Consider the following 26011-nt stretch of genomic DNA (forward strand, 5'->3'; position numbering starts at 1 on the left):
ATTGGCATCAGTCAAAACCGGCTCTGTGCACGGCCAACGGATTGGGGCACCCAATCGCGCCCACCATCAGCAGTTCCCCCTGGCGCGGGTAGCGCCCTCTTCCATCGTCAGTACGCAACTGACCAGGTTCGGGTAGCGCAGCTCCACCACTGGCGCTCGTGCACTCAGCTCAAGCGTGAAGAACCCCTCCTCCTGGCTGACGCTGCGCCCGGCGTGGTTGATCACCTGCACGCCCCGCACGCCATTGCCGTCGGCATCGAGCACCTGCCCCATCACCGTGAAGGTGCGCAGCACATCCACAGTGGCGTGCATCACCCCACCCTTGTTGAGGTGATAACGGACAGTGGAAGGCTGAAGGGTGGCCGCCGGTGCGTGCCGCCCCTTGAAATCGAACTGCACGTGACCCGCGCGGTAGGCGGTCACCGGCACGAAGTTGCGCCCCGGCTTCAGTTCAATGCCACCACCAAGGCTGTCGTCGCCGCGCAGCATCACATCGGGATAGTCGCTGCGCACGTCCACGATGATGCCCGTATCCACGCTGCCGCTGCGGCCCTGGCCAAGCACCGCGGCATGGCCAGCGCCGATCACCAGCGTACTGTCCAGGTTGGCACTGCCGCTGACATGGCCCGAGCCCGCGCCACGGTATAGCTGCACGTTTCCCTCCAACAGCGAACTCTGCAGGTAGGCACCTGCACCAGCACCGATGCCGCTGCGCTCGGCACTGATCATGCCGTTCACGCTCTGCAGCAGCTTGCCATCCACACGCTGCGTGGCTGCCGCGCTGACATAGGTATCGCGCTGGCCAGCCTCGCCGGTACGGCTGCCCAGGCTGCCGCTGTAACTGCGACGCTCGCTTCCCAGCGATACGCTGACGGTCAGATCAACGCCGCGCTGCCGACGGTAATGGGTGAAGCGGCTGCCGGGGCGGTCGTAGGCCGACACCCGCCAGTTCACGTCGTGCCTGCCGAACAGGGTCTCCCGGCGCCCATAGGACACATCGATGCCGGTGCCTTTGGTGAAGCCCGAACTGCGCGCCACCCGCAGGCTGGCATTGTCGCGATGGCTGAAGCGATGGGTGACCGACACCGCGGTGGTGTCCTGCCAGCCGCCACGGGTTTCCCAGCGCGGCGCCGAGCCGTCACCGGGCAGGACACGTTGGCGTTGCTCGGCCCAGCTGCGCGCGTGGTTGGCTACCACCGATCCGGCGCGGTAGCGGTACAACCCCTGCAGATCCACGCCGCGCCCGGCATCACTGGAGGTATAGAAGTTGGTGTAGGTGCTGAAGCGGTCACTGGCCTGCCAGTCCATCGACAGACCGGCCGCGTGGCGCGTACCGATCTGCTGCACGGTGGCACCGGCCACCGCACGTGGATGCACCAGGTAGTTGACCACCGCGCCGGCGGCCAGCTTGCCGTCCTGCGGTGCACGGCCGCTATCGAGCAGGCCACGCTGCTGGCCAGCGAACACGCTGTAGCGCCAGCGGCGGCTGGGGTCACTCCAGCGACTGGGCTTGTGGATCGACGCGGTCTCACGGGAGGCCTCGTGGCCATCCTCCACGACGCGTAGTTCCACGTCATAGATGCCACCCGGCAGGCGACGGGTGTCGATCTCCTGGATACCAGGTTTGACCGCCTGCGTGGACAGTAGATTGCCGTCCCGCAGGATCTCCACCACGCCCTCGCGGCTGGCGGTGACATAGACCGGGTACACACTGGGGCTGCGCGTGTCGGCCAGCAGCACGTCCGACGAGCCGAGCATGAAGCCCAGTGCGGTATCGTTCTGCGTGCCGGGTGCGCGCGGCTGCCGGATGATGCCTTCGAAGGTGGGCAGGAAGTAGCCTGCACGCACGAAATGGTCGCCCAGCTCGCGCTGGGCATGCAGGGCACTGAGATAGTGCTCGCGGCTGCCCGGCTGAGCGTAATACTGGTAGCTGCCGACCGTGCTCCAGCGGCCAACACTGCCACGCAGCTCGGCGCTGTAGCGTGCGGACGTCTGTTGCTCCTGGCCGCCATGCACGGCCACGCTGTTGCGGACGATCAGGCCGTGGCTGCCGCGCTCCGGCAGCGCGATGTGGCGCCCTTCCTTCTGCGCACCCGCTGGTGTCAGCAGGCTGAGCAGGGAATTGGACAGGCTGTAGTGCAGCGCTGCCAAGCCCCGGCATTGCTGGCGGCACACACCCAGCGACATCGGCTCGGCCAGCGCCTCGGCCCAGCGCGCCCGCTCCGTCTGCGGCCATGGACTGTCATGGGCTTCGCCAAAGCCGATCAGGTGCACACGATTGTCTTCGTGCAGCAGCACCTCGGCATCACCCAGATAGCGCCCATCCAGCTCTACCCGCACGGTGAGCGGATTGCCGAACAGGTGCTCACGGAACTCCGCGGGCATGCGCTGGCGCTGCTCCAGCAGGCTGGGCAGCTCACCCAGCGCGAGACCGGCGGCATGGCTGGACGCGGCAAACACCACAGCGCCGATGCCAGCAGCCAGTCGTGCGAGGGCCGGATATGCGGGACGGAGGGGAAGTCTCATGGGTGGACGCCTCTGTGCCTGCCCCCCGCATCGACGATGCGGGAGGAAGGGCACGAAGCTGCACGATCGTCAGATGTCGCTTTCGAAGATCATGTGGAACTGGCCGCCGTAGCTGCCCTGCTTGTAGCCATCGGTCGGCACGGTGGGGGTGATGGCGAACGCCAACGACTTGCCGGCCGCCGCCTGTGCGGCATTGGCCACCGTGATCTTGGCGGCCGAGGTGGCCGGCACCACCACGTTGTCCAGCTTCACGGCCAGGTCGACCACGTCGGCGGCCGAGGCCATCTGCGCCGGTGCCGACAGATAGGCGGTGATGGCCGCCGGCGACTTGATGTTGATGACACGGCCGGTCAGATCGCCCAGAGTCTGGCGGGCGGTATCCCAAGGCAGGTTCTGCGGCAGGCCTTCCCAGCCATCGGGGGTGGACACCTGCAGGCCAGCGGTGTTCGGCACATCAGCGGTGACGTTGACGGTGATCGACTTGGTTTCGGTGGCGGCCAGGGCAATGGCCGGGGTGATCAGCAGGGCGGTGGCCGCTGCCAGCAGGGTGGTCTTCAGGGACATGGATGCACTCCAGGTTCAAGGGTAGGAATCAAGGTGCCAGGCAAGGGCAACGCCGTCCCAGCGGGCGCCTGGCAGGCCCGTTCAGGACAGATCCAACGGTGGAAGTGGGCTTAACGGCGTGAGTCGATGCTGCGTTGGCTGTCGCCTTCGCGAAGCTCGAAGCGCAGAAACTGATGCTCGGTAGCCTGCAGCGCATAGCTGTTGCCAGGACGCACATGGGCGATGATTCCCGGCGTGCAGGTATCGGGGCGGTCGCGCTCGCACTGGCGCAGGTTGTCCAACACCACGGTGGCGTTGCCGAGGTTGCGAACCTGTTGTTGCTCGATGAGCGTGTCGTAGCGCGGGTTTTCGGGTGCTATGAAGAAGATCGTGCCGTAGCCGGTGAAAACGCGGATGGCCGAGGTAAGCTCCGCCGCCTCGCGGGCTTGGTCTTCGCTGAGCGAGAATTCCTCGGCTGTCGGCGCCACCGGGATGAAGCGCAACCGGTAGTAGCGCTCTTTATCGCGCGCACCGCGATACACCAGCCGTGTAGCCTGCTGCCCATTGCCTGCGATGATCAGGCGACTGGGGCTGGCGATGACGCCCCGCGCGTCCGGCGTGTTGCGGACCAGCGCGGCGGTATCCACCGGCGTTTCGCTGGCCTTGCCGTCCGCATCGAAGTGCATCTGGGTGACTTCCACGCGCACATAGGCCGTGGCGTCACCGGTGTTGCGGATACGCTTGAGCAGGTTGCTGTGCGTGGGCTGCAGATAGTCGAACAGCACGCCTACGTTGATCTGAGGGGTGGACGCGTGCGCGCTACCAGACAGGATGACCAACAGAATCAATGAGAGAAGACGACGCATGGCGAGCCCGCAGGGAAAGGCGAGCGCGAATTTTCACGACCGCGTCACAACCTCGATATACAAAAAGTTGCAAAAGCCGGACATGTCCTACGCGTTTGAAACGATTCCTAGTTTGCCGATCCCGACCCGCGGGACCGGCGCCATCGCGGTGAACGGCGCCCCACTTGCGTGCACGCCTGCCTGCATTCTTCGCAACCGGCTTACAGTCCCCCGCCGAAGATCCGGCCGTGGCCACCACACCGGTGGACCGCCCCCTCCTCAGGAGCACGCCATGACCGGTTTCCGCTACCTTCCCGCTCTCCTCATCCTCTCGGCCGGCATTCTGCTGGGCGGTTGTTCCAAAACGCAGGAGGCCAGCAAGGCCACCGCGGCCGAGGACGTAACCGAAGTGAAGTTGATTCCAGCCTATGAATCGCTGGACAAGGACAAGGACGGCATCGTCACCCTGGCCGAAGTCGATGCGGTTGCGCCGGACTGGGCAGAACGACTGCACGCCTGCGATACCGATCGCAACAAGACGTTGAGCCGCGGCGAGTACGACGTGTGCAAGCAGACCAGTGCCTCGCATTGATCCCTTGATGCGCCATCGATTGGCGCGATGCTTGCCCGGCTATACCAAGGTATAGCCGGGCTAACCCACGAGCCTCTAGGACTACCCCATTCAGGGGCGGACAATAGCGCCACTGGCCAGGGCAACCCTGGCTGGCTCCCTCCCTTCATGGAGACGCAGATGGACCCCGACCCCGCCGGGCGCCCCGCGCCCCGTATGCCCGCCTGTTGCCTGTTCCTGGCGCCTGCCCGCTGGTCCCTGCCTGCCTGAGTGACGGGGGATCGCCAGGCGCCACCTGCCTGGAGATCACCCCCATGTCCTACAAGATCCTCTACATCACCCTGCGCCGCCTGATCGGCGAGCGCGATGTTGCCGCCCTGCGCAGCCACCTGCTGCAGCACGGCGCCGTGGTTTTCGCCCGTTCGCTGTCGCTCGGTTCGCCGCGCGTGGTCGCCGACGCACTGTCGCTGCTGCCGATCAGCGAACGCATCAACGTGCTGCGCCATCTGCCCTACCCCCTTCGCGATGCGATGAAGCCGCTGTGCATCGGTGGCAGCCAGCGCCTGCACATGCAGCCGTGGTCACCGGCGGTGCTGGCAATGCGCCACGCCTGAACCTTCGCATCCGTTCCGTTCGTGTTCCGGCCGCGGCCGGCTCTGACATTCAAGGAGTTCCCATGAGCCTGCTCAACGCCTGGTTCAATGCCTTCCTGCGCAGCCGTCGCGCAGGCAACCTGTTCGGCCGTCGCGCCATGCCCGAAGCCGGCTTTGGCCCGGGCAGCGCCGAGGCCGCACCGTTCGCGCTCACCACCGGCCTGGTGACCCTGTCGCAGCTGGACGAGCCGCGCCTGCTGGCTGCACTCGACTCGCACGTCGATGGCCTCAGCCCGCACGAGGCCGGGGAGCGACTGGCCACGCTCGGCCCCAACGAAGTGGATCACGAAAAGCCGCTGCCGTGGTGGCGCCATCTGTGGCAGTGCTACCGCAACCCGTTCAACCTGCTGCTGACCGTGCTGGCGGCGGTGTCCTGGCTGACCGAGGACATCAAGGCCACCGTGGTGATTGGTGCGATGGTGCTGCTGTCCACGCTGATCCGCTTCGTGCAGGAAGGCCGCTCCAATCGTGCCGCCGAGCGGCTGAAGGCACTGGTCGGCAATACCGCACGCGTGCTGCGTCGCAATCCGGGCACCGAGGCGGCAGACGTCGCCGACCAGTACTTCGGTGCGCACCTGCACAGCCGTCGCCCGGCGCGGTTGCTGGACCTGCCGATCCGTGAGCTGGTGCCCGGTGATCACATCGTGCTGTCGGCCGGCGACATGATTCCGGCCGACTGCCGCGTGCTGACGGCCAAGGACCTGTTCGTGGCGCAGGCAGCGATGACCGGCGAGTCGCTGCCGGTGGAGAAGTTCGCGCACCCGGGCGACGGCCTGGCCGGTCTGCTGGAGCAGCACAACCTGCTGTTCATGGGCACCAATGTGGTGTCCGGCACCGCCACCGCCGTGGTGCTGGCCACCGGCAACCGTACCTACTTCGGCACCCTGGCCCAGCGCAGCACCGCCACCGACCGCGCGCCGACTGCGTTCCAGGCCGGCGTCAACAGCGTCAGCTGGCTGCTGATCCGCTTCGCGCTGGTGATGGTGCCGTTCGTGCTGCTGATCAACGGCTGGACCAAGGGCGACTGGACCGAGGCGTTCCTGTTCGCGCTGTCGGTGGCGGTGGGCCTGACCCCGGAGATGCTGCCAATGATTGTCACCTCCACCCTGGCCAAAGGTGCGGTGCTGCTGTCGCGGCGCAAGGTGATCGTCAAGCGTCTGGATGCGATCCAGAACTTCGGCGCGATGGAAGTGCTGTGCACCGACAAGACCGGCACCCTCACCCAGGACAAGATCGCGCTGGAACGGCACACCGACGTGTTCGGTCACGATTCGGAGGATGTGCTGAAGTTTGCCTACCTCAACAGCCATTTCCAGACCGGGCTGATCAACCTGCTCGACCGTGCGGTGCTGGAGCACGTGGAGCTGCAGAGCTCGCTGCGGCTGTCGCAGGACTACCACAAGGTGGATGAGATTCCGTTCGACTTCGAGCGCCGCCGCATGTCGGTAGTGGTGTCCGAACGCGAGGACCACCATGAGCTGATCTGCAAGGGTGCGGTGGAGGAAATGCTGGCGGTGTGCAGCACGGTGCGCGAGAACGGCGAGGACAAGCCGTTGGATGAGCAGCGGCTGGCGCGCGTGCGGCAGACCACCGAGGAACTGAACGAACAGGGCCTGCGCGTGGTGGCAGTGGCGATGAAGGAAACTGCTGCCAGCCAGACCGTGTACTCGCAGGCCGACGAATGCGGACTGACCCTGGTCGGCTACGTGGCCTTCCTCGACCCGCCGAAGGAATCGGCTGCGCAGGCGCTGCAGGCGCTGGCCGCGCATGGTGTGGAGGTGAAGGTATTCACCGGTGACAACGAACTGGTGACCGCCCGCGTCTGCGCGCAGGTCGGGCTGGAGGCAGACACCATTCTGACCGGTCCGCAGATCGAGCGCATGGATGACGGCGCGCTGTCGCGGGCGTTGCACCACCACCGCGTGTTTGCTCGCCTGACCCCGCTGCACAAGGAGCGCCTGGTGCGCGAGCTGCGTGCGCAGGGCAAGGTGGTCGGTTTCCTCGGCGACGGCATCAACGATGCGCCGGCACTGCGTGCTGCGGACATCGGCATCAGCGTGGACAGTGCGGTGGACATCGCCAAGGAGGCGGCCGACATCATCCTGCTGGAAAAGAACCTGATGGTGCTGGAGGAAGGTGTCATCCAGGGCCGGCGTACGTTCAACAACATGCTGAAGTACATCCGCATGACCGCCAGCTCCAACTTCGGCAACGTGTTCTCGGTGCTGGTGGCCTCGGCCTTCCTGCCGTTCCTGCCGATGCTGCCGCTGCAGCTGCTGGTACAGAACCTGCTGTACGACATCTCGCAGATCGCCATTCCGTTCGACAACGTGGACGAGGAGCTGGTGCGCAAGCCGCTGAAGTGGAACCCGGCAGACATTGGCCGCTTCATGGTGTTCTTCGGGCCGATCAGCTCGATCTTCGACCTGAGCTGCTTCGCGCTGATGTGGTACGTGTTCGATGCGCGCACACCGGCCGACCAGGGCCTGTTCCAGTCCGGCTGGTTCGTGGTCGGCCTGCTGACCCAGACGCTCATCGTGCACATGATCCGTACGCCGAAGGTGCCGTTCCTGCAGAGCATCGCCGCGCCGCCGCTGCTGGTGATGACCGGCCTGATCATGGCCATAGGCGTGGCCCTGCCGATGAGCCCGCTGGCTGGCTACTTCAAGCTGCAGGCCCTGCCGACCGGCTACTGGCCGTTCCTCGTGGCGATCCTGTTCGGCTACGCGGTGCTGACCACTGTGCTGAAGAAGATCTACATCCGTCGTTACGGCTGGCAGTAAGCGCTCGCCGCCTGGTCCAGGGAGAAGCAGAATGGACATCAATCCGAACCTGCCGGCGTTCAACGCCGGCGCGACCCTGAGCTCGCTGATCAGCCTCTCGGTGGCCTTCGTGCTTGGCACCGTCATCGGCCTGGAGCGGCAGCTGCGCCAACGCACCGCCGGCCTGCGCACCAATACCCTGGTGGCGGTGGGTGCTGCCGTCTTCGTGGACCTGGCCGTGCGTTTCCACGACCTGTACGGCGGTCCGCCGTCGCCGCTGCATGTGGTGGCCTATGTGATCTCCGGTGTCGGCTTCCTCGGTGCCGGCGCGATCATGAAGGACGGCGCCCAGGTGTCTGGCCTCAATACCGCCGCCACCCTGTGGGGCTCGGCGGCGGTGGGTGCCTGCGCGGGTATCAAGCTGCTGCCGGAGGCGGTGCTGGCGGCCGTGTTCGTGCTGGCCGCCAATACCCTGCTGCGGCCGGTGGTGAACCGCATCCAGCGGCAGCCACTGCCGGAAGCGTTCAGCGAGGCGACCTATGCGATCAACGTGGTCTGCCAGCGCGAGCAGCAGGCCGAGGTACTGGATCAGCTGTTGCTGCTGCTGGAGCAGGCGCACTACCCGGTACGCGCGGTGGACCAGCGCCCGTTCGGCGAACGCGACGTGGAGATCGAGGCGGTGCTGTATGCCACCACGGTGGATGCCGGTGAACTGGATGCGGTACTGGCCACGCTGGCGACCACCCCCGGCGTGCTGCAGGGATTCTGGAACGCCAGCCTGGAAGAATAGGTAGCGCGGGGCCATGCCCCGCGAGCGCGCAGCGCGGAGCCGGACGCATTCCGCCGGGCATGGCCCGGCGCTACCGGAACCCAGGGTCACCTTTGCTATTCTTCCACCCCACGCCTGGGAGCCGCCCCGATGCCATCGCTGTCGCCCCGCCGCCCTCTGGTGCTGCTGGCCCTGATCGTCGTGATGGCGGCGATCTTCCTGGTCGATACCGTCACCGATTACGCCGTGGCGGCGGCCTGCTTCTACGCAGCGGTCATCCTCGCTGCATCGCGCGTACTCGCCGCGCGCGGGCTGATCAGCCTGGCCATCGCCTGCATCGCACTCACCGCCCTGAGCTTCTTCCTGACCCGCTTCGGCACCTACCGCATCGGTCTGGTCAACTCGGTGATCGGCATGCTGGTGATCGGCATCACCACCTACCTCGCGTTGAAGATGGAAGCGGCCAAGGCCGCGGTGCAGGAAGCACAGGGCCGGTTGCTGCGGGTGGCGCGCGCATCGACCGTGGGCGAGCTGACCACCTCCATCGCCCATGAAGTGAACCAGCCGCTGGCGGCGATCGCCAGCAGCGCCGAAGCCTGCCAGCGCTGGCTGGCGCAGGACCCACCGAACGTGGACAAGGCACGGCAGACCGTGGCCCGCATCCTGGCCGATGCGCATCGCGCTGGTGACGTGATCGCCCGCATCCGCGGCCTGACCCAGGGCGCGGCACCGGAACGACGCGCCTTCGACCTGAACCAGGCGGTGGAGGAAATGCTGGCACTGTCGCGCAGCGAGCTGGACCAGCACGGCGTGGCCGTGGCCCTGCTGCTCGATGCCGACCTGCCGCTGGTACAGGCCGACCGCGTGCAGGTGCAGCAGGTGATCGGCAACCTGATCCTCAATGCGGTGGATGCGATGGAAGCCGTGCCCGCCGCCGACCGGCGCCTGTCGCTGCTGACCCGGCGTGACGGCCAGCGGGTCAGCCTCAGTGTGCGCGACCGTGGTGTCGGCCTGCCCGCCGATCATCCCGAGCGTGTGTTCGATGCGTTCTGGACCACCAAGTCGCACGGCCTGGGCCTCGGTCTGAGCCTGAGTCGTTCGATGATCGAGGCCAACGACGGCAGGATCCGAGCCGAGCGCCCCAGCGGCGGAGGTGCCTGCTTTGTGTTTGACCTGCCCATCGCCACGAAACTCCCTCATGCGTAAGCCCGCTGCACCCGCCGCCGATCCAGCGCCCATCGTCTATGTGATCGACGACGATCCGTCGGTGCGCGCCGCGCTGGAAGACCTGCTCGCCTCGATGGGCCTGCAGGTACGGGCCTTCGCCTCCACCCAGGCATTCCTCGAGCACGAACTGGAAGATGCACCGGCCTGCCTGGTGCTGGATGTGCGCATGCCCGGCCAGAGTGGGCTGGAGTTCCATCGCACGATGGGCAGCCACGGCCTGCAGCTGCCGGTGGTGTTCATTACCGGCCACGGCGACATCGCAATGGGCGTCAACGCGATCAAGGACGGCGCCATCGAGTTCCTGACCAAGCCGTTCCGTGACCAGGAGCTGCTGGATGCGATCCACAAGGGTATCGACATCGATCGCCAGCGCCGGCGTGACGGCGAGGCACTCGACGCCCTGCAGCAGCGCTGGAACACCCTCAACGCTGGCGAGCGCGAGGTGGTCGACGGTGTGGTGCGCGGCCGCCTCAACAAGCAGATCGCAGGTGACCTCGGGGTCAGCGAGATCACGGTGAAGGTGCGCCGCGCGCAGGTGATGCGCAAGATGGGCGCGCGTACGCTGGTCGACCTGGTGCGCATGTACGACCGCTTGCAGGCAGGTTCCCCATGAGCGTGCATGTCGCGCTGCTACGCGCAGTCAACGTCGGCGGCACCGGCAAGCTCCCGATGTGCGAACTGGTGGCGATGTGCGAGGACGCCGGCTTCACCGACGTCCGCACCTATATCGCCAGCGGCAACGTGGTGTTCCGCAGCGAACTTGACGAAGCCGGCGTGCGGAAAGCCCTTGGCCAACGGCTACATGCATATGCAGGAAAACCGGTGGGTGTATTGGTGCGCTCCGCAGCCGAGATCGCGGCGGTTGCCGCCGACAATCCGTTCCCGCACGCCGCCGGCAATCGCGTGGTCGCGCTGTTCGTGGATGAGATACTGCCTACCGATCCCTTGACCGGGGTGACCGGCCTGCGCGATGAGCAGCTGGCGCTGGGTACCCGCGAGATCTTCGTCCACTATGGTGACGGCATGGCCGACTCACGCCTGCGGATTCCCTATGCCCAGCAGGGCACCGCCCGCAACCTCAACACGGTTGGCAAGCTTGCGGCAATGGCCGCCGCGCTCGGCCAGGTCGCCTCAGGCGGTAAGGGGAGACGGTAGAGTCGACTGTCGGTCAACTATCGCCCGCAGCGCGGGATTTTCCGCAACCTTGTGGAAGAGCAGTCGACCAACATTCGACTCTACCCGGCAGAGGGCTGATCACGCCCGTTGCAGGCGGTGCTTCAACCGCGTATCCATCAACCCCACCGCCAGCAGCACCGCGCTGGTCAACCAACCGGCGGCCAACAGATGGGTCTGCGGCAATACGAAACCCAGCACGCCCAGCGCCACCGCGCCGATCAGATGCGAATACGGTGCGCGTCCGTACACCACCCGCTTGTACAGCGCGCTGCCCAGCAGGTAGATCAACGGGCCGGCCACCAGCACGGCCGCATACACCGGCGTCACCGCAGCGTGCGGGTGGTCCATGACCAGGTCATTGCCCACCGCCGTCGCGATGATCCCGGCGATCAGCAGCGCGTGCACATAGTGGAAGTTGGCGCCCATCCGGCCCGGGTCTTCGGCATGGCTGATGGTCTCTGTGGCGTCGCGGCTGGAGATGCCGAAGTACAGCCACCACATGGCGATCGTGCCGGCGAACGTTGCCAGCACCGCCGACACCACCGCCCCGCTCCACTGTTCGACCTCGCTGAGCACGCCACCGGTCGCCAGCAGCGTCTCGCCCAGTGCGACGATGACGAACAGCTGGCAGCGCTCGGCCAGGTGCCCACCTTCGATGGTCCACTCGCGGGTGTGCGAACGGCCCAGCCCCGGGAACGCGAAGCCGAACATCGGTGAGATGTATTCGCACGCCACCGCCACCGCCCACAGCGCCAACCGCGTATTGCCCTCGGCTGCAGCACCTGCCAGCCAGAAGCAGGCCGACACGCTCACCCAGGCCAGCATGCGACGGAAGTTCGGTGCCAGTGGATGCGTGCGACCGACCTCCAGCAACACGAAGGCGGTGCGCCCGACCTGCATGGTGGCGTAGGCGCCGGCGAACACCCAGGCACGGTCGGCGAAGGCCTCGGGAATGGACGAGGACATCAACAAGGCCAGCAGCATGGTGGCGAACAGCAGGCCGCGGATGCGCGGTGCTTCCGGATCGAACCAGTTACTGACCCAGCAAGCGTACTGCCAGCCCAGCCACACCGCAAACCACAGCACCAGAGTCTGCAGCACGCCGGCCAGGTCCAGGTGGTGCAGCAGGTGGTGGCTGAGCTGGGTGACCGCGAACACGTAGACCAGGTCGAAGAACAGCTCTTCGTAGGTCACGCGCGCGTGGTGGCCATCGCGCTGGCGCAGGGCCGGCAATTGCAGTCGTGTACTCATGGCTTTCCTTCAGCGCGCCAGGCGCCAGTAGAGCAGACCGGCCAGCAGGGCCGGCACCGCGAACACCAGCAGCAGGATCGGCAGTTCTTCGCGCATCCCGTAGCCGGCCTTGCTGACGCCTACCCACATGTTGGCCACCGTCACCAGCAGCCAGGTGGCAATGAACGCGATCAGGGCCGTGGGCAGCTGTGAGGTGCCCACGCTCCACAGCCGCCCGAACAGCAGGAACACCCCAAGCAGCACGACGCCACCCACCATCACCAGAAGCACATGCATGGTCCACCTCCTTGAGCCTGCAGGCAGGCTAGCCGTGGGCGATTCTGCGCTCCAGCCGATGATCGTGGATTCACTTTCCAGGCGCGGCGAACAATCGCCCTGATGATCGAGGCATGGCAAACGAGAACAGTTCCCATTAGTATTGCGTCATTGCGCAGGGATGACCTCCCGGCACCCGCCTTTCACCCTTGCTGCCCGTCCGGATGTCCCAGCCGACACTTCCCCCCACCTGCGCTGCCGCTGGTGACCTCGCTGGTGCGCCACTACGAGGAACTGGTGGACTACCTGCATCGCCGGTTCCGCTCGCCCGGGCTGGCCCGCGAAGTAGTGCACGATGTCTGTGTGCGCCTGCTGGAACGCCCGGCCGCGCATGACGCCCGCCAACCGATCGCGCTGCTGCGCAGGATCGCCCACGATGCGGCGGTCGACCGCTGCCGCGCCGAGGACCTGCGCCGGCACTGGGTGGAGCCCCGCGCCGAGCTTCCCGAAGGCGCCTGTGAGCGCCCCGGACCCGAGCTCCAGGCGCAGGGCCAGCAGGCGCTGCAGCGGCTGACCACCAGCATCGAGCGCATGCCCTGCCGGCGGCAGCAGGTGTTCATCCTGCACAAGATCCATGAACTGCCCCAGGCCGAGGTGGCGCAGCGGATGGGCATCGGCCTGAAGGCAGTGGAACGTCATCTGCGCCTGGCCATGGCCGACTGCCGGCTGCACGGTGCGCTGCGGTGAGCCCTGCATCACCCGATCCGGCAACGCCGTCGGCGCCCGCCGAACCGTCCGCCGAGGACACGCTTGATCAGCACCGGGAGACACTGAAGGAGCGTTTCCCGTTGCCAGGCCCGGAGCAGTTGCAGCGGCGGCGCGGCGGATCTGGCGCAAAACGGGTACTGCCGGTGCTGTTGCTGGCGGTCGCCGCGCTGCTGCTGGCCGACCCGGCCTGGCAGGTGCGTGACTACCAGACCGCCGTCGGCGAGCGCCGCGACATCGAGCTGCCGGACGGCAGCCGCGTGCTGCTCGACGCGGGAACCCACCTGCAGGTCCGTCACCATCTGCGTTCGCGGCAGGTGCTGCTGGCGCAGGGCCATGCGCGCTTCGAGGTGCAGCATTCGGCGTGGCGCCGCTTCCAGGTTGATGCCGGGCCGGTACAGGTACGCAACTACGGCACGGTGTTCGATGTTGACCGTCAGGGCGATCTCAGTGAAGTCACGCTGTGGCGCGGCGAGGTCGGTGTCAGCGTGGATGGCGGCGGCACCGAGCAGCGACTGAAGCCGGGGCAGCGCCTGCTGGCCCAGCCGGGGTCGCTGTCTCCGCCGGAAGCGGTGGATCCGGACCGGGCCGACTGGACCACCGGCCGGCTGCAGTTCGATCGCATGCCGTTGGCCGAGGTGCTGCGCATCCTGCAGCGCTATCACGACCGTCCGATCGTGCTGGACGACCCGGCACTGGGTCCGCTGCAGGTGTCGGGCGTGTTCGATGCCGATCGTGCCGAGACGGCGGTCGCCTTGTTGCCGGAGATCCTGCCGGTCCAGGTGCATACCGCCGCCGACGGCAGCCTGCATCTGCGCGCCCGCGATTGATTGCCACGCCGAGGGTGGGTTGCGCGCCGTCCCATCCGGCAAGTGCTTGAACCCTTCCGAAGGACCCCCGCATGACCCGCCCTGTTCCGCCCGCCGCACTGCGCCGGCTGGCCCCCACCCTGCTCGCTGCCTGCCTGTGTGCGGCGCTGCCCGCCACCGCGCAGACCGCTGCGTCCGCACCCGTCGAACTGCACCTGCCGGCCGGCCCGCTGCAAACTTCGCTCAACTCGCTGGCGCGGCAGAGTGGCATCCAGCTGCTGTTCGCGGCCGACAGCGTGAGCGGCCGCAACGCACCCGCCCTCGACGGTCGCTACACCCCGCACGACGCCCTGCAGCGCCTGCTGGCCGGGCAAGGCCTGGCGATGCAGGAGCGCTCGCCGGGGGTGTTCGTGGTGAGTGCCGCGCCGGTATCCCCCAAGCCCCGCGCTCCGGCCCGGGCCGCGTCATCGGCAGCGTCCCCGGCCACGACCACTTCGCTGGCCCGGGTCACGGTATCGGCCTCGACCGCGCGCATGCCGCAGGGCGAGACCGCGATGCCCAACACCATCACCGTGCTGACCCGCGAGGACATTGCGCAGCAGCTGGCGCTGGGCTCGGATGTCTCGCGCGTGCTGTCGGCGCAGATCCCGGCATTTGCCCCGGCGCGCGAGAAGATGTCCAACTACGGCGAAACCATGCGTGGCCGCGGCATCCTGTACATGGTCGACGGCGTGCCGCAGTCGACGCCGCTGCGCGATGGCTCACGTGATTCGCACACCATCGATCCGGCGATGATCGAACGCATCGAGGTCATCCACGGTGCCAACGCACTGCAGGGCATCGGCGGTACCGGTGGCATCGTCAACATCATCACCCGCAGCGCGCCCAGCGAGCCGGGCGCGTTCCTGCTCGACACCAACGTCAGCTACAGCTCTGCCCTGCCCAGCCGCCACGATGACAATGGCCAGCGCGGCTCTGCACTGGTCGGCGTACGCGGCGAGCAGTTCGATCTGGTGGCCGGCCTGGCCTATGAGAAGCAGGGCCTGTACCACGACGGCGAGGGCCGTTCGATCGGTACCAACGCGCAGGGCGAACTGATGGATTCGACCTCGTCGAACGTGTTCGCCAAGCTGGGCTGGAACATTGCCGAGGGCCACCGCCTGCAGCTGATGGCCAACCGCTACGAGCTGCGCGGGCTGGACAACTACCTGGCGGTGAACGGTGATTACCGCACCGGTCGCCCGACCATTTCGGTGCCCGGCGATACCCCGCTGGAGCCGCCGATGAACCGCTCGCGTTCGTTGACGCTGGACTACAGCGCCGCCGACCTGCTCGGTGGCCGCTTCCAGGCGCAGGCCTTCGCGGTGGACTTCGAAGGCCGCTATGGCGCCAGCCAGTGGGATCCGTGGGGCAACACGGGCGCCAACGCCGCCTGGGACCAGACCCAGAACGAATCGGACAAGCGCGGCTTCAAGCTGACCCAGAGCTGGGCCCGCATCGCCGACACCACGCTGGACGTGACCCTGGGCCTGGACGGCCTGCGCGACAGCACCCACCAGGTACTGCTGGCCAGCGGCATGAACTGGGTGCCGCAGACCACCTACCAGAGCCTGTCGCCGCTGCTGCAGCTGCACTGGTGGCCAACCGACCACCTGATGCTGTCCGGCGGCCTGCGCTACGAAAAGGGAGAGCTGGAAGTAGGCGACTACACCACCCTGCCCCGCTACGGCGCACGCAAGGTAGCTGGCGGCAAGCCGACCATGAGCGAGACCCTGCCCAACTTCGGCGCGGTCTGGTACATCAATGACCGCCTCAACGCCTACGCCTCGTATTCGGAAGGCTACACCGTGGCCGACGTTGGCCGCGTGCTGCGTGCAATCAACCGCGACGGCCAACGCGTAGACAATCTGATTGATCTGTCACCGGTGGTGTCGGACAACCGCGAGATCGGCCTGGAGTACGACGATGGTCGTTTCAGCGGTGACATCGCCTACTACACCTCCGAATCCAAGCTGGGCTCGGTGCTGATCTACGATCCGGGCATCGATGCCTATGCGGTGCAGCGCCAGGCCACCCGCGTGGAGGGCTTCGAAAGCAACCTGCGCCTGCGCCTGGGCGACAGCCGGCTGGGCCTGGGTTATGCACGGGCCAACGGCCGCTACGATGCCGACGTCGATGGCCGCCTCGACAGCGACCTGGCCGGCGTCAACATCGCGCCGAACCGGCTGACCGCATTCTGGGAGCAGAGCTGGACACCACAGCTGAGCACCCGCCTGCAGGCCAGCCACGCCTTCGACCGCGACTTCGACCTGCGTGGCGCGCGGGTGGCGGAGTTCAAGGGTTACACCACGTTGGACCTTGTGGCCCGCTACGTGCTGGACAAGCACGCCTTCACGCTGGGCGTGCAGAACCTGGCGAACAAGCAGTACATCAGCTACTACTCGCAGACCACGCCGTCGAACCCGAGCTATTTTTCGGGCCGCGGCCGGGTGCTGACGCTGGGGTGGCAGTACCGGTACTGATCCATGGCGCCCTTATGGGAGCCATGAAATCTATGCGCGACGCGATGAAGGAGGCCCATGCTAGTTTCTGGGCCTCCTTCAAACGGACGTGAACCATGCGTTTTTCCCTGCTCGCCGTCACACTGGCCGCTGTTCTTCCGGTCGCGCACGCCAGCGCCGCCGAGGCACCCCTGCCGCAGTTGCGGGCCTACACCGTGGATGCTTCCTGGCTGCAGCCGATGGCACCGCTGCAGATTGCCGACCACACCTGGCAGATCGGCACCGAGAACCTGACCGCGCTGCTGGTACAGACCAGCGAAGGTGCGGTGCTGCTGGACGGCGGCATGCCACAGATGGCCGGCCACCTGCTCGACAACATGAAGGCACGCGGCGTGGCACCGCAGGACCTGCGGCTGATCCTGCTCAGCCATGCGCATGCCGACCATGCAGGCCCAGTGGCGGAACTGAAGCGCCGCAGCGGCGCGCATGTGGTCGCCAACGCGGAATCGGCAGTGCTGCTGGCGCGTGGCGGCAGCGATGACCTGCACTTCGGCGATGGCATCACCTACCCGCCTGCCAGTGCAGACCGCATCGTGATGGATGGCGAGGTGGTCGAGGTGGGCGGCATCGAATTCACAGCGCACTTCATGCCCGGGCACACCCCGGGCAGCACCGCGTGGACCTGGAGCGATACCCGCGAGGGCAAGCCGGTGCGCATCGCCTATGCCGACAGCCTGAGTGCACCGGGCTACCAGCTGCAGGGCAATGCGCGCTATCCGCGCCTGGTCGATGACTACAAACGCAGCTTCGCGACGGTGCGGGCGTTGCCCTGTGACGTGTTGCTGACCCCTCATCCGGGTGCCAGCAACTGGGACTACGCCTCCGGCAGCAAGGCCAGCGCCAAGGCACTGACCTGCAAGGCCTACGCGGATGCGGCCGAACAGAAGTTCGACGCGCAGCTGGCCAAGGAAACAGCTGGCGCCCGCTGATTCTGTAGAGTCGAGCTTGCTCGACTGAAGCAGAGCAGTCGAGCACGGCTCGACTCTACAAAGAGCACGCCGAGGGTGGGCTCGGCTCTCCGAAGGGTGCCGGTCAGGACGACCGGCACCGCCGCCTGTCAGCCGCCCTGGCCGTGCTGGGCAAACGGCTCGGTGGTGCCATCGTTGCGCACCAGTTCAACGGTGTACGGCTGCACGTAGCCATCCGGCATTTCCATGCCCGGCGAACCGGCCGGCATGCCCGGCAACACCAGGCCGCGCGCGGCCGGCCGCTCCGCCAGCAGTCGCTTGATGTCTTCGGCCGGGATATGGCCTTCAACCACGTAACCACCGATCTCGGCGGTGTGGCAGGACGCCTTGCCGACCGGCACACCCAGCCGGACCTTGATCGGGTTCATGTCATCGGTATCGCGAACATCCACCTGGAAGCCTTCGGCCTTCAGGTGGTCGACCCAGATACCGCAGCAGCCGCAGCTGGCGGTCTTGTGCACGATGGCGATGGGCAGGGCCGGATCCACCTGCGACGGGCTGGCCTTGATCGGTGCCGCCGGGGCCTCGCTGGCAACCGGCGCAGCAGGCGATTCTTCGGCAGCACGCGCGCAGGCGGTGGTGGCCAGCACGGTGCCCAGCAGCAGGCCGAGGGAGAGAGATCGGTTCATGGTGTTGATTCCTTTGCAGATGCGGGCAACGCGGCCCGCTGCCTGCGCATCGAAGGCACAGGCAGAGTCGAGAAAAGTCGAGCAGCTACGGCAGGCGCTTGAGGCCTGCAGGGAATCACACGATGGGAGGGCGTAGCGGATCCAGCAACGGCGGCGGTGCGCGTTGCTGGGTGCTGGCTGGCAAAGGCGCCTCACGCCAGGGTGACGCTGGCGTTCCGCTCAGGGTGGCCAGCATGCCGAGGCTGGCCGGCGGGCATTCGCACTCATTGCTCTGGCAGGCCGTTGATGCTGCCTCGTCGCAGCATCCGGCCATGGCCGCCAAATGCGGTGCGGCGCAATGGTCCGCGCTGGACTGCACCGCGTACGAGGATGAGGCAATCGCAAGCGCCGGTGCATTCAGCACCAGGGCAAGGAGGAGCATCCATCGCAGCAGCAGGCCAGGCAGGTTCACCCGTTGATGATAGCCGATGAACGCATCACGCAATTGCCTCGGCCATCGCCCGCATCCGCACCGGAATCGACTTGGCCGCCGGCGTGCCGCTGACCCGATCGTAATAGTCCAGCGGCAGCAGCGGGTTCAACTCGGGGTAGTAACCGGCCAGCGCGCCGCGCGGCATCGGGTAGTCCAGTACGGTCAGGCCCTCGATGCGCCGCTGCACGCCATCACCGCTGATGGTCTCCAGGCTGACCAGCGCCTCCTTCTCCAGCCCGCGCTCCAGCCGGTCCTCGATGTTCATGAACAGCACCATGCGATCGTTGTACACGCCGCGGTAGCGGTCGTTGTAGCTGTAGATGGTGGTGTTGTACTGATCGTGCGAGCGCACCGTGGCCAACCGCAGCATCCCGGGATCGTCCACCGGCGCGTCCACGTCCAGGCCTGGCATCACCAGGATGTTGGCCTTGCCGTTGGGCGTGGGCCACACCCGGCGGCGCGGCGGAATGTCCAGGTGGAAGCCGTGCGGCTGCTGGATCCGCTCGTTGAAGCCGGTGTAGATCTCCGGATACACCGCCGCAATCAGCTCGCGGATGGGGGCGTAGTCATGCATGCACCCCGCCCAGTCGACCTTGCTGTGCGGCAATGTTGCCATCGCCATGCGGCAGACGATCTCGACCTCCGGGAGCACGTCCGTGCTGACCGGCTCGAGCACGCCGCGCGAAGCGGTCACGTTCGACATCGCGTCCTCGATGGTGACGAACTGCTCGCCGGCAGGCGTAACGATGCGCTCCGAACGCGCGACCACCGGCAGGATCAAGGCATCGCGGCCGTGCACCAGGTGACCGCGATTGAGCTTGGTGGCGATGCCGACCGTCAGCTCCAGGCCGCGCATGGCCTCGTACGCGCGCGGCGTATCGGGCACGGCGTGGATGAAGTTGCCGCCCATACCGATGAACACCTTGGCGCTGCCGTCCAGCATCGCCTCGATCGATTCGACCACGTGATGACCGTGCTCGCGCGGCGGATTGAAGCCGAACACCTGCTGCACGCGCTCCAGATAGGCCGGCTTGGGTTTCTCGTCGATGCCGACGGTACGATCGCCCTGCACGTTGGAATGGCCACGGATCGGCCCGATGCCGGCACCGGGCTTGCCGAAGTTACCACGCAGCAACAGCAGGTTGGCCACCTGCTGCAGCAGGGTCGAACCATACTGATGCTGGGTCAGGCCCATGCCATAGCAGATCACGGTGGCCTTGGAGCGGATGTAGATCTCGGCGCAGCGGCGGATCTGCGCCTGCGTGATGCCGGAGACCTGCACGATCTCGTTCCAGTCCTGCGCCAGCACGTCATCGCGCAGTGCGTCCAGGCCTACCGTGTGCTCAGCCAGGAAATCGTGGTCAAGCACGCGCTCGCCCTGCGCTTCGCGCTCGAACATCACCTTCATCATGCCCTTGATCAGGGCCAGGTCGCCGCCGATGCGGATGTGCACGAACTCGCTGGTGATCTCGGTCGAACCGAACGTGGCCATCTGCACCATGTCCTGCGGTTCGGCGAAGCGGATCAGCGCACGCTCGGGCATCGGGTTGACCGCCACGATCGGGATGCCGCGTTTGCGCGCCTCGACCAGGTTGCTCATCATCCGCGGCGAATTGGTGCCGGTGTTCTGGCCGATCACGAAGATCGCCTCGGCGTGCTCGAAATCCTGCAGCACGATGGTGCCCTTGCCCACGCCGATGGCCGGCGGCAGGCCGCGGCTGGTCGGCTCGTGGCACATGTTCGAGCAGTCCGGGAAATTGTTGGTGCCGAACTCGCGCACGAAGATCGAATACAGGAATGCAGCTTCGTTGGGCGTGCGGCCGGAGGTGTAGAACTCGGCCTGGTGCGGGCTGTCCAGCGCCTGCAGATGACGGCCGATCAAGGCAAACGCCTCGTCCCAGCTGCAGGGAACGTAATGATCGGTGGACGCGTCGTAGCGCATCGGCTCGGTCAGCCGGCCCTGCATCTCCAGCCAGTAGTCGGTCTGCGCCATCAGTTCGGTGACCGTGTGCTGGGCGAACAGGTCGCGGCCGGCACGGAACTGGGTGGCTTCCCAGGCCAACGCCTTGGCACCGTTCTCGCAGAATTCCAGTTTCTTGCGCTCGTCGGCATCGGGGAACGCACAGCTGGGGCACTTGAAGCCACCGGGCTGGTTCATCGCCAGCAGCGCCTTCGAGCCCTTGCCGATCACGCTCTGCTGCAACAGTACCTTGGCCGTGGCACCGGCGGCACCCCAGCCACCGGCCGGCTGGTTGTAGGGCTTGTAACGCGGCGGCTTCTGCTCGGACATGTTCGGGAACCTGGCGGGAGGAACACAACAATCAACGGCGCGAGATGGGCCGGATGCGGCGTCTGCAGCGCGGCCAGCCTCGCAGTCAAGCACGGACAAGGCCGCTTCGCCAGAGGCAGATGCTGTTTTCAGCGCAGCCTGCCATGACAACGGTTACACCCGCGTCAGCGCCCGGCCACTGCGCTATTCTCGAAGCCGTGGGTGGTCCACCACCTGCGTATTTCCCTTGCCCGGACGCGCTGCATGCCTGACTCGACCCCGCCGCACTCCCCGCCTGCCGGCACGGCCCAGCGTCCGTTGCAGCGCTGGCGCAGCGAGGGGCACCAGCAGCAGGTCGACGTGGTGGCCGAGGAAGTGCCGGTTGCACTGCGCTACAACGGCGCCGCCTTCGCGGTGATGATGGCCACGCCCTGCGACCTGGAAGACTTCGCGCTGGGTTTCTCGCTCAGCGAGGGGTTGATCACTGCGCCCTCGCAACTGCTGTCGATCGAGGTCCGCCCGCAGCTGGAGGGCATCGAGCTGCAGATGACCGTTTCCGAAGACGCACCCGGTGCCGATCTGGATCCGGCCAATGGCCGCCTGCTGCCCGGTCGCGGTGGCTGCGGCCTGTGCGGCACGCGCCAGCTGGAGGATGTGCTGCGCCCGCTGCCGCAGATCCGCGAGCGCCGCACCTATCCTCATGCCGCGTTGCAGCGGGCGCTGGCCACGCTGGCGCAGCATCAGCCGATGAATGCGGTGAGTGGATCGACGCACGCCGCGGCCTGGGCCGATGCCAGCGGGCGGATTGGCTGGGTGCGCGAGGATGTGGGCCGTCACAATGCGTTGGACAAACTGATCGGCGCCCTCCATCACAACGAGCACGCCATCGACGGTGGGTTGCTGGTGATTTCCAGCCGCGCCAGCTATGAGATGGTCAGCAAGGCGATACGTGCGGGTGCCAGCGTGCTGGCAGCGGTGTCTGCGCCGACCGCGCTGGCGATCGACCTGGCGCGCAGCGCGGGACTGTGCCTGGTCGGGTTCGCGCGGGAGAGCGGGTTCAATGTGTATACGCACCCCGAGCGGCTGCAGGCGGACGACAGCCACGATAACTGAGAACGGCCGGGAGCAAGACGCCCCCGGCCTGATGGACCTCAGCGCAGCGCCACCTTGGGGAAGTCCACCGGCACGTCGAACGCCACGTTGACGTAGTTGGTGAACAGGTTGAGCGCCACATGGGCGAGGATCTCGACGATCTGCTCGTCATCGAAGCCGGCTGCGCGCAGCGCCTGCACATCACCGTCGGTGATCTGTGCACGCTGTTCAACCACCTTCAGCGCGAAGTCGAGTGCCGCCGAGGTGGCCGGATCGCTGGACTGGCCGATCTGCGCGGCGGCCATCTGCTCGCTGCTGGCACCAGCCTTGCGACCCAGTGCGGTGTGCGCCGCCAGGCAGTATTCGCAGGCATTGCGGTTGGCGATGGCCACGGCGATCTGCTCACCCAGCAACGGCGACAGGCGACCGCCGCCCAGCGCGCCGAACGAACCCCACATGCTCTGCAGGGCGGCCGGCGAGTTGGCCACGGCGCGGAACATGGCCGGAGTGGCGCCGAACGCGGCGTGGACCTGGCCCAGCAGGGCCTGGCGGTCGGCGGTGGTGTTGGCGGCATCGATCAGGGGGACACGGGACATGGTGGATCTCCTTGGGAAAGCGCCCGGATTGGACGACCCGCTCATCCTAGGTAGACTCTACGGACGTATTGGTCGTAATTAGCCACACATGTTGTCCAGTCGTCCATGAGCATGCCCACCGACACCTCCGCACCCGACCGCCTGTCCTCTCTGCTGGAACGCTTCCGAGTGCAGGCCGCGCTGTTCCACAGCGGACCTCTGTGCGGGCGCCATGTCTTCGAGCCGCAGCCCGGTCGTGCGTTCCTGCACATCCTGCGCCAGGGTGAAATGGAGGTCCGTCACCCCGACGGCGATATCGCGCTGCCGCGGTTGAAGATCGACACCCCGAGCCTGCTGCTGTACCCGCAGCCGCTGCATCATGTGTTCTTCAATGCGCCACTGGATGGCCCGGACTTCACCTGCGCCACACTCGACTTCGATGGCGGCGCGCGCAATCCCATCGTGCAGTCGCTACCGCCGGTGATGGTGGTGCCACTGGCCGCGATCGACGAGCTGGACGACACCCTGCATCTGCTGTTCACCGAGGCCGACCGCCAACGCTGCGGTTCGCGGCTGCTGACCAACCGGCTGTTCGAAGTGGCGCTGATCCAGATCCTGCGCTGGGTGGTGGATCATCCCGATGCGGCCGGGGTCAGCCACGGGCTGATGCGCGGGCTGTCCGATGCGCGGCTGGCCCGTACGCTGGTGGCGATGCACCAGGCGCCACAGGACGAGTGGACGCTGCCGCGCATGGCCGCCACCGCTGGCATGTCGCGCAGCGCCTTTGCAGCGGTGTTCAAGGAGGTGATGCAGGCCACGCCGGCCAGCTATCTGCTGGACTGGCGCCTGAGCCTGGCCTGTGCGCAGCTGCGTGCCGGGGTGGCGGTCAAGCAGGTGGCGATCGAAGTCGGGTTTGCCGATACCGCGTCGTTGTCGAAGGCGTTCCGCAAGCGATTGGGGGCTTCGCCGAGGGCGTGGTTGGCGGCGACCGCAGCACAGGTTGGGTAAATGGAGAAGGGTAGAGTCGACCGCTGGTCGACTATCGCGCGCAGCGCGGGGTTTTCGTGGTCGGAGCGAAGAGCAGTCGAGCATGGCTCGACTCTACAAGGGCGGCGACCCGTCGGGTTTCGCCAGCAGCCCGGCGATGCGTTCGGCCACCTGGGCGCGCACGCTTTCATCCAACTGCCCTTCGTACATCGCTTCATAGATCCACAGGCCATCGGCCGCCAGCCGCGCCACGAAGCTGTCGAGCGCGGCCGGGTCATTCTGTCCGGCCGACGGCGGCAACGGTGCCCAGCGCCGCACTGCCGGTCCCCACGGACGCTCGTCGGCGTCCGGGTCGGCCGATTCGAGCATGAACATCAGCTCGGCACGGGTGGCGCTCTGCGCCGACACACGCACGAAGGTCTGGTAGCGCTCCAGCGCCGTGGCCTCACCTGCGGTCTTGCCCAGCAGCGATTCCATCGACGCTTCCCAGGCCTGCACCAGATGCTCGTCGATGCCGCGCAGCAGCGCCTCGCGCGACGGGAAGTGATACAGCAGGCCGCCGCGGGTCAGTTTGGCCTCGGCCGCCACCGACTCGAAGGTCACCGCACGCACGCCGTCACGATTGATCACGTTGACGGCGGCGTCGAGGATGCGGTCGCGCTTGCTGGTTCTCATCGCGTCATTTTACGCGATCGGCCGCACCCTCGCGGCCACCGACGCGCCCCCGCAGCAGGCGCGCGATGATCGCCGCGCCCACTGCCAGCACTGCCGTGATCACCAGCAGCACGATCTGGTAGCCACGGTCATATGCGGCCGCAGCCAGCGCGAACCACTCGCCCTGCCCGCTTTCGCGTGCGGCATGCAGCGCCTGGGTGAAGCCGTCACGGGCAAGCTCAGGCATGTCCGCCGAGACCGGCAGGAAGGCGCCGTACATTGCCGCACTCAGGCTGCCCAGCATCGCCACCGCGAGCAGGCCACCAAACTCGTAGGACACCTCTTCCACCGACGAGGCCATGCCCGCGCGGTGCGTCGGCACATTGTTGAGGATGGCAGTGGACGCCACCGAGATGGCCGAGCCCATGCCAAAGCCGGTGATCGCCATGCCAGCCACCACCCAGCCAAGGCCGTGCGGGAAGCCGAACGCCACCACGCCGACACCCAGCGCACCTGCGGCCAGGCCGCCGCAGATCAGCGGGCGCAGGCCGACCCGGTGCAGGATGCTGCCACCCAGCAGCGCACTGGGCAGGCTGCCCAGCGCCGCCACCGACACCAGCAGGCCCGCCTGCAGCGGGGTGAAGCCCGCTACCAGTTGGAAGCGCTGGGTGGTGACCAGCTGCAGGCCGGCCATCGCGAACAGGGTGAACACCGCCGACAGCGTGCCGGCCAGGAACGCCGGATTGCGGAAGATCGCGAAGTCCAGCAGCGGGTACGGCAGCTGCTGCTGGCGGCGTGCGAACGCCGCACCCGTAATGACCGCCAACAGCAGCGCACCGGCACCCAGCGCATACGACGGCGGCGTGGCGATCAGCGACTTGATCGCCAGCACCAGGCCGGACAGCGCCGCCAATGCCAGCAACGAAGACACCAGGTCCCACGGCCGCGAGGTATCGCGCTGGCCTTCCGGTGCCAGCAGCAGGGTAGCGACGAAGGCCACCACCACCACCGGCACGTTGATCAGGAACACCGAGCCCCACCAGAAGTGCTGCAGCAGCCAGCCGCCGATGATCGGACCCAGGCCCGCACCGACGATGGCCACCGAGCCCCAGATCGCGATGGCAATGTTGCGCTCGCGCTCTTCGTGGAAGCTCAGGCCGATCAGCGCCAGCGTGGCCGGCATCATTGCCGCTGCACCGACCGCCAGGAACGCACGGGCGGCGATCAGCTGTGCGGCGCTGTCGGCGAAGGCCGCCGCCAGCGAGGCGGTGCCGAAAACCACCAGGCCGATCAGGAACATGCGGCGGTGGCCGATGCGGTCGCCCAGCGTGCCCGCGCCCAGCAGCAGGCCGGCCATCACCAGCGGATAGGCGTTGATGATCCACAGTGCCTGGCCGGCACTGGCCGAGAGTTCCTCGGTCAGGGTGGGCAGTGCGGTGTAGAGCACGGAGTTGTCGAGCGTAACCAGCAGCAGGCCGGCGGCGACGGTGAACAACAGCGCCCAGCGACGGGCACGCGACAGGGCCGGAGCACCGGCCAGGGGCTGGGACAAAGCCATGGGAGAACCTGGTGGGGGTGGAGTACAGCCAGAACTATACCGGATATCCTGTATAGTTATGATCTTCGGAATCCACCAGTTCAGGGTCTGTAGG

The 26011-nt window shown here is 66.9% G+C and carries 24 protein-coding genes; 13 read left to right on the top strand and 11 right to left on the bottom strand.

The window, feature by feature from the left end; translation table 11 throughout:
- Positions 1–66: 66 nt before the first annotated feature.
- From ACZK13_RS11465 to ACZK13_RS11475, 3 genes are all read right to left on the bottom strand, one after another.
- Positions 67–2526: a TcfC E-set like domain-containing protein gene (locus ACZK13_RS11465; protein WP_478481663.1), complete on the bottom strand. Its 2460-nt coding sequence runs from the start codon at positions 2524–2526 to the stop codon at positions 67–69.
- A gap of 69 nt (positions 2527–2595) precedes the next feature.
- Positions 2596–3090 carry a CS1 type fimbrial major subunit gene (locus ACZK13_RS11470; protein ID WP_100434714.1) on the bottom strand — a complete coding sequence of 165 codons (495 nt, stop codon included), beginning with the start codon at positions 3088–3090 and terminating at the stop codon, positions 2596–2598.
- Positions 3091–3200: 110 nt separating this feature from the next.
- Positions 3201–3854, bottom strand: a complete 654-nt coding sequence (locus ACZK13_RS11475; RefSeq protein WP_478481665.1) for a CS1 fimbrial subunit B flags: Precursor — start codon at positions 3852–3854, stop codon at positions 3201–3203.
- A 352-nt stretch (positions 3855–4206) separates the two neighbouring features.
- Here ACZK13_RS11475 and ACZK13_RS11480 point away from each other — a divergent pair, with 352 nt between their 5' ends.
- The 7 genes from ACZK13_RS11480 (at position 4207) to ACZK13_RS11510 (ending at position 11051) form a co-directional block, all read left to right on the top strand.
- On the top strand, positions 4207–4506 hold the full coding sequence (locus tag ACZK13_RS11480) for an EF-hand domain-containing protein (RefSeq protein ID WP_253143219.1): 300 nt from the start codon (positions 4207–4209) through the stop codon (positions 4504–4506).
- Between the two features lie 293 nt (positions 4507–4799).
- A complete protein-coding gene (locus ACZK13_RS11485; protein ID WP_032129479.1) occupies positions 4800–5099 on the top strand; it encodes a hypothetical protein in 300 nt (99 codons plus the stop codon).
- Positions 5100–5161: 62 nt separating this feature from the next.
- Entirely contained in the window at positions 5162–7921 is a 2760-nt protein-coding gene (gene mgtA, locus ACZK13_RS11490; RefSeq protein WP_253143220.1) for a magnesium-translocating P-type ATPase, read from the top strand.
- 31 nt (positions 7922–7952) lie between these two features.
- Positions 7953–8690 carry an MgtC/SapB family protein gene (locus ACZK13_RS11495; RefSeq protein WP_012511185.1) on the top strand — a complete coding sequence of 246 codons (738 nt, stop codon included), beginning with the start codon at positions 7953–7955 and terminating at the stop codon, positions 8688–8690.
- A gap of 129 nt (positions 8691–8819) precedes the next feature.
- Positions 8820–9875 (top strand): sensor histidine kinase, encoded by a 1056-nt coding sequence (locus ACZK13_RS11500; protein WP_253143221.1) that lies wholly within the window; start codon positions 8820–8822, stop codon positions 9873–9875.
- Positions 9868–10509: a response regulator transcription factor gene (locus tag ACZK13_RS11505; protein ID WP_049401455.1), complete on the top strand. Its 642-nt coding sequence runs from the start codon at positions 9868–9870 to the stop codon at positions 10507–10509. Before ACZK13_RS11500 ends, ACZK13_RS11505 begins: the two co-directional genes overlap by 8 nt.
- On the top strand, positions 10506–11051 hold the full coding sequence (locus ACZK13_RS11510; protein WP_253143222.1) for a DUF1697 domain-containing protein: 546 nt from the start codon (positions 10506–10508) through the stop codon (positions 11049–11051). Before ACZK13_RS11505 ends, ACZK13_RS11510 begins: the two co-directional genes overlap by 4 nt.
- A gap of 99 nt (positions 11052–11150) precedes the next feature.
- Here the strand turns inward: ACZK13_RS11510 and ACZK13_RS11515 are convergent, their stop codons facing one another.
- Together ACZK13_RS11515 and ACZK13_RS11520 are read right to left on the bottom strand one after the other, a co-directional pair.
- Positions 11151–12323 (bottom strand): low temperature requirement protein A, encoded by a 1173-nt coding sequence (locus ACZK13_RS11515; RefSeq protein ID WP_253143223.1) that lies wholly within the window; start codon positions 12321–12323, stop codon positions 11151–11153.
- A 9-nt stretch (positions 12324–12332) separates the two neighbouring features.
- Positions 12333–12599 carry a hypothetical protein gene (locus tag ACZK13_RS11520; RefSeq protein WP_253143224.1) on the bottom strand — a complete coding sequence of 89 codons (267 nt, stop codon included), beginning with the start codon at positions 12597–12599 and terminating at the stop codon, positions 12333–12335.
- Between the two features lie 243 nt (positions 12600–12842).
- Here ACZK13_RS11520 and ACZK13_RS11525 point away from each other — a divergent pair, with 243 nt between their 5' ends.
- From ACZK13_RS11525 to blaL1, 4 genes are all read left to right on the top strand, one after another.
- Positions 12843–13325 carry an RNA polymerase sigma factor gene (locus ACZK13_RS11525; RefSeq protein ID WP_253143225.1) on the top strand — a complete coding sequence of 161 codons (483 nt, stop codon included), beginning with the start codon at positions 12843–12845 and terminating at the stop codon, positions 13323–13325.
- The gene (locus ACZK13_RS11530; protein ID WP_478481667.1) at positions 13322–14173 is read left to right on the top strand and encodes a FecR family protein; all 852 of its coding nucleotides are present in this window, start codon (positions 13322–13324) and stop codon (positions 14171–14173) included. The genes ACZK13_RS11525 and ACZK13_RS11530 overlap by 4 nt, the downstream gene beginning before the upstream one ends.
- Positions 14174–14244: 71 nt before the next feature.
- Positions 14245–16674, top strand: a complete 2430-nt coding sequence (locus ACZK13_RS11535; RefSeq protein ID WP_478481668.1) for a TonB-dependent receptor — start codon at positions 14245–14247, stop codon at positions 16672–16674.
- A gap of 95 nt (positions 16675–16769) precedes the next feature.
- The gene (gene blaL1, locus ACZK13_RS11540) at positions 16770–17642 is read left to right on the top strand and encodes a L1 family subclass B3 metallo-beta-lactamase (RefSeq protein ID WP_125893566.1); all 873 of its coding nucleotides are present in this window, start codon (positions 16770–16772) and stop codon (positions 17640–17642) included.
- A 128-nt stretch (positions 17643–17770) separates the two neighbouring features.
- Here the strand turns inward: blaL1 and ACZK13_RS11545 are convergent, their stop codons facing one another.
- The 3 genes from ACZK13_RS11545 to ACZK13_RS11555 all read right to left on the bottom strand — a co-directional run bounded on the left by ACZK13_RS11545 (position 17771) and on the right by ACZK13_RS11555 (position 21072).
- Positions 17771–18310 (bottom strand): DUF411 domain-containing protein, encoded by a 540-nt coding sequence (locus tag ACZK13_RS11545; protein ID WP_478481669.1) that lies wholly within the window; start codon positions 18308–18310, stop codon positions 17771–17773.
- Positions 18311–18425: 115 nt separating this feature from the next.
- Positions 18426–18761 carry a hypothetical protein gene (locus ACZK13_RS11550; protein ID WP_478482521.1) on the bottom strand — a complete coding sequence of 112 codons (336 nt, stop codon included), beginning with the start codon at positions 18759–18761 and terminating at the stop codon, positions 18426–18428.
- Positions 18762–18786: 25 nt separating this feature from the next.
- Positions 18787–21072, bottom strand: coding sequence for an FdhF/YdeP family oxidoreductase (locus ACZK13_RS11555; protein WP_478481670.1), 2286 nt, complete (start codon positions 21070–21072; stop codon positions 18787–18789).
- A 243-nt stretch (positions 21073–21315) separates the two neighbouring features.
- Here ACZK13_RS11555 and fdhD point away from each other — a divergent pair, with 243 nt between their 5' ends.
- Positions 21316–22164: a formate dehydrogenase accessory sulfurtransferase FdhD gene (fdhD, locus tag ACZK13_RS11560; protein ID WP_478481672.1), complete on the top strand. Its 849-nt coding sequence runs from the start codon at positions 21316–21318 to the stop codon at positions 22162–22164.
- A gap of 38 nt (positions 22165–22202) precedes the next feature.
- Here the strand turns inward: fdhD and ACZK13_RS11565 are convergent, their stop codons facing one another.
- On the bottom strand, positions 22203–22739 hold the full coding sequence (locus ACZK13_RS11565) for a carboxymuconolactone decarboxylase family protein (RefSeq protein ID WP_125893574.1): 537 nt from the start codon (positions 22737–22739) through the stop codon (positions 22203–22205).
- Positions 22740–22844: 105 nt separating this feature from the next.
- Between ACZK13_RS11565 and ACZK13_RS11570 the strand changes: the two genes are divergently transcribed.
- On the top strand, positions 22845–23726 hold the full coding sequence (locus ACZK13_RS11570; RefSeq protein ID WP_478481673.1) for an AraC family transcriptional regulator: 882 nt from the start codon (positions 22845–22847) through the stop codon (positions 23724–23726).
- A 93-nt stretch (positions 23727–23819) separates the two neighbouring features.
- Here the strand turns inward: ACZK13_RS11570 and ACZK13_RS11575 are convergent, their stop codons facing one another.
- Both ACZK13_RS11575 and ACZK13_RS11580 read right to left on the bottom strand, forming a co-directional pair.
- Complete coding sequence (locus ACZK13_RS11575) at positions 23820–24380, bottom strand: TetR/AcrR family transcriptional regulator (protein WP_478481675.1); 561 nt, start codon at positions 24378–24380, stop codon at positions 23820–23822.
- A gap of 4 nt (positions 24381–24384) precedes the next feature.
- Positions 24385–25917, bottom strand: coding sequence for an MFS transporter (locus ACZK13_RS11580; protein ID WP_478481676.1), 1533 nt, complete (start codon positions 25915–25917; stop codon positions 24385–24387).
- Positions 25918–26011 lie beyond the last annotated feature (94 nt).

It is taken from the genome of Stenotrophomonas sp. 99219_Sma, from assembly GCF_056480785.1.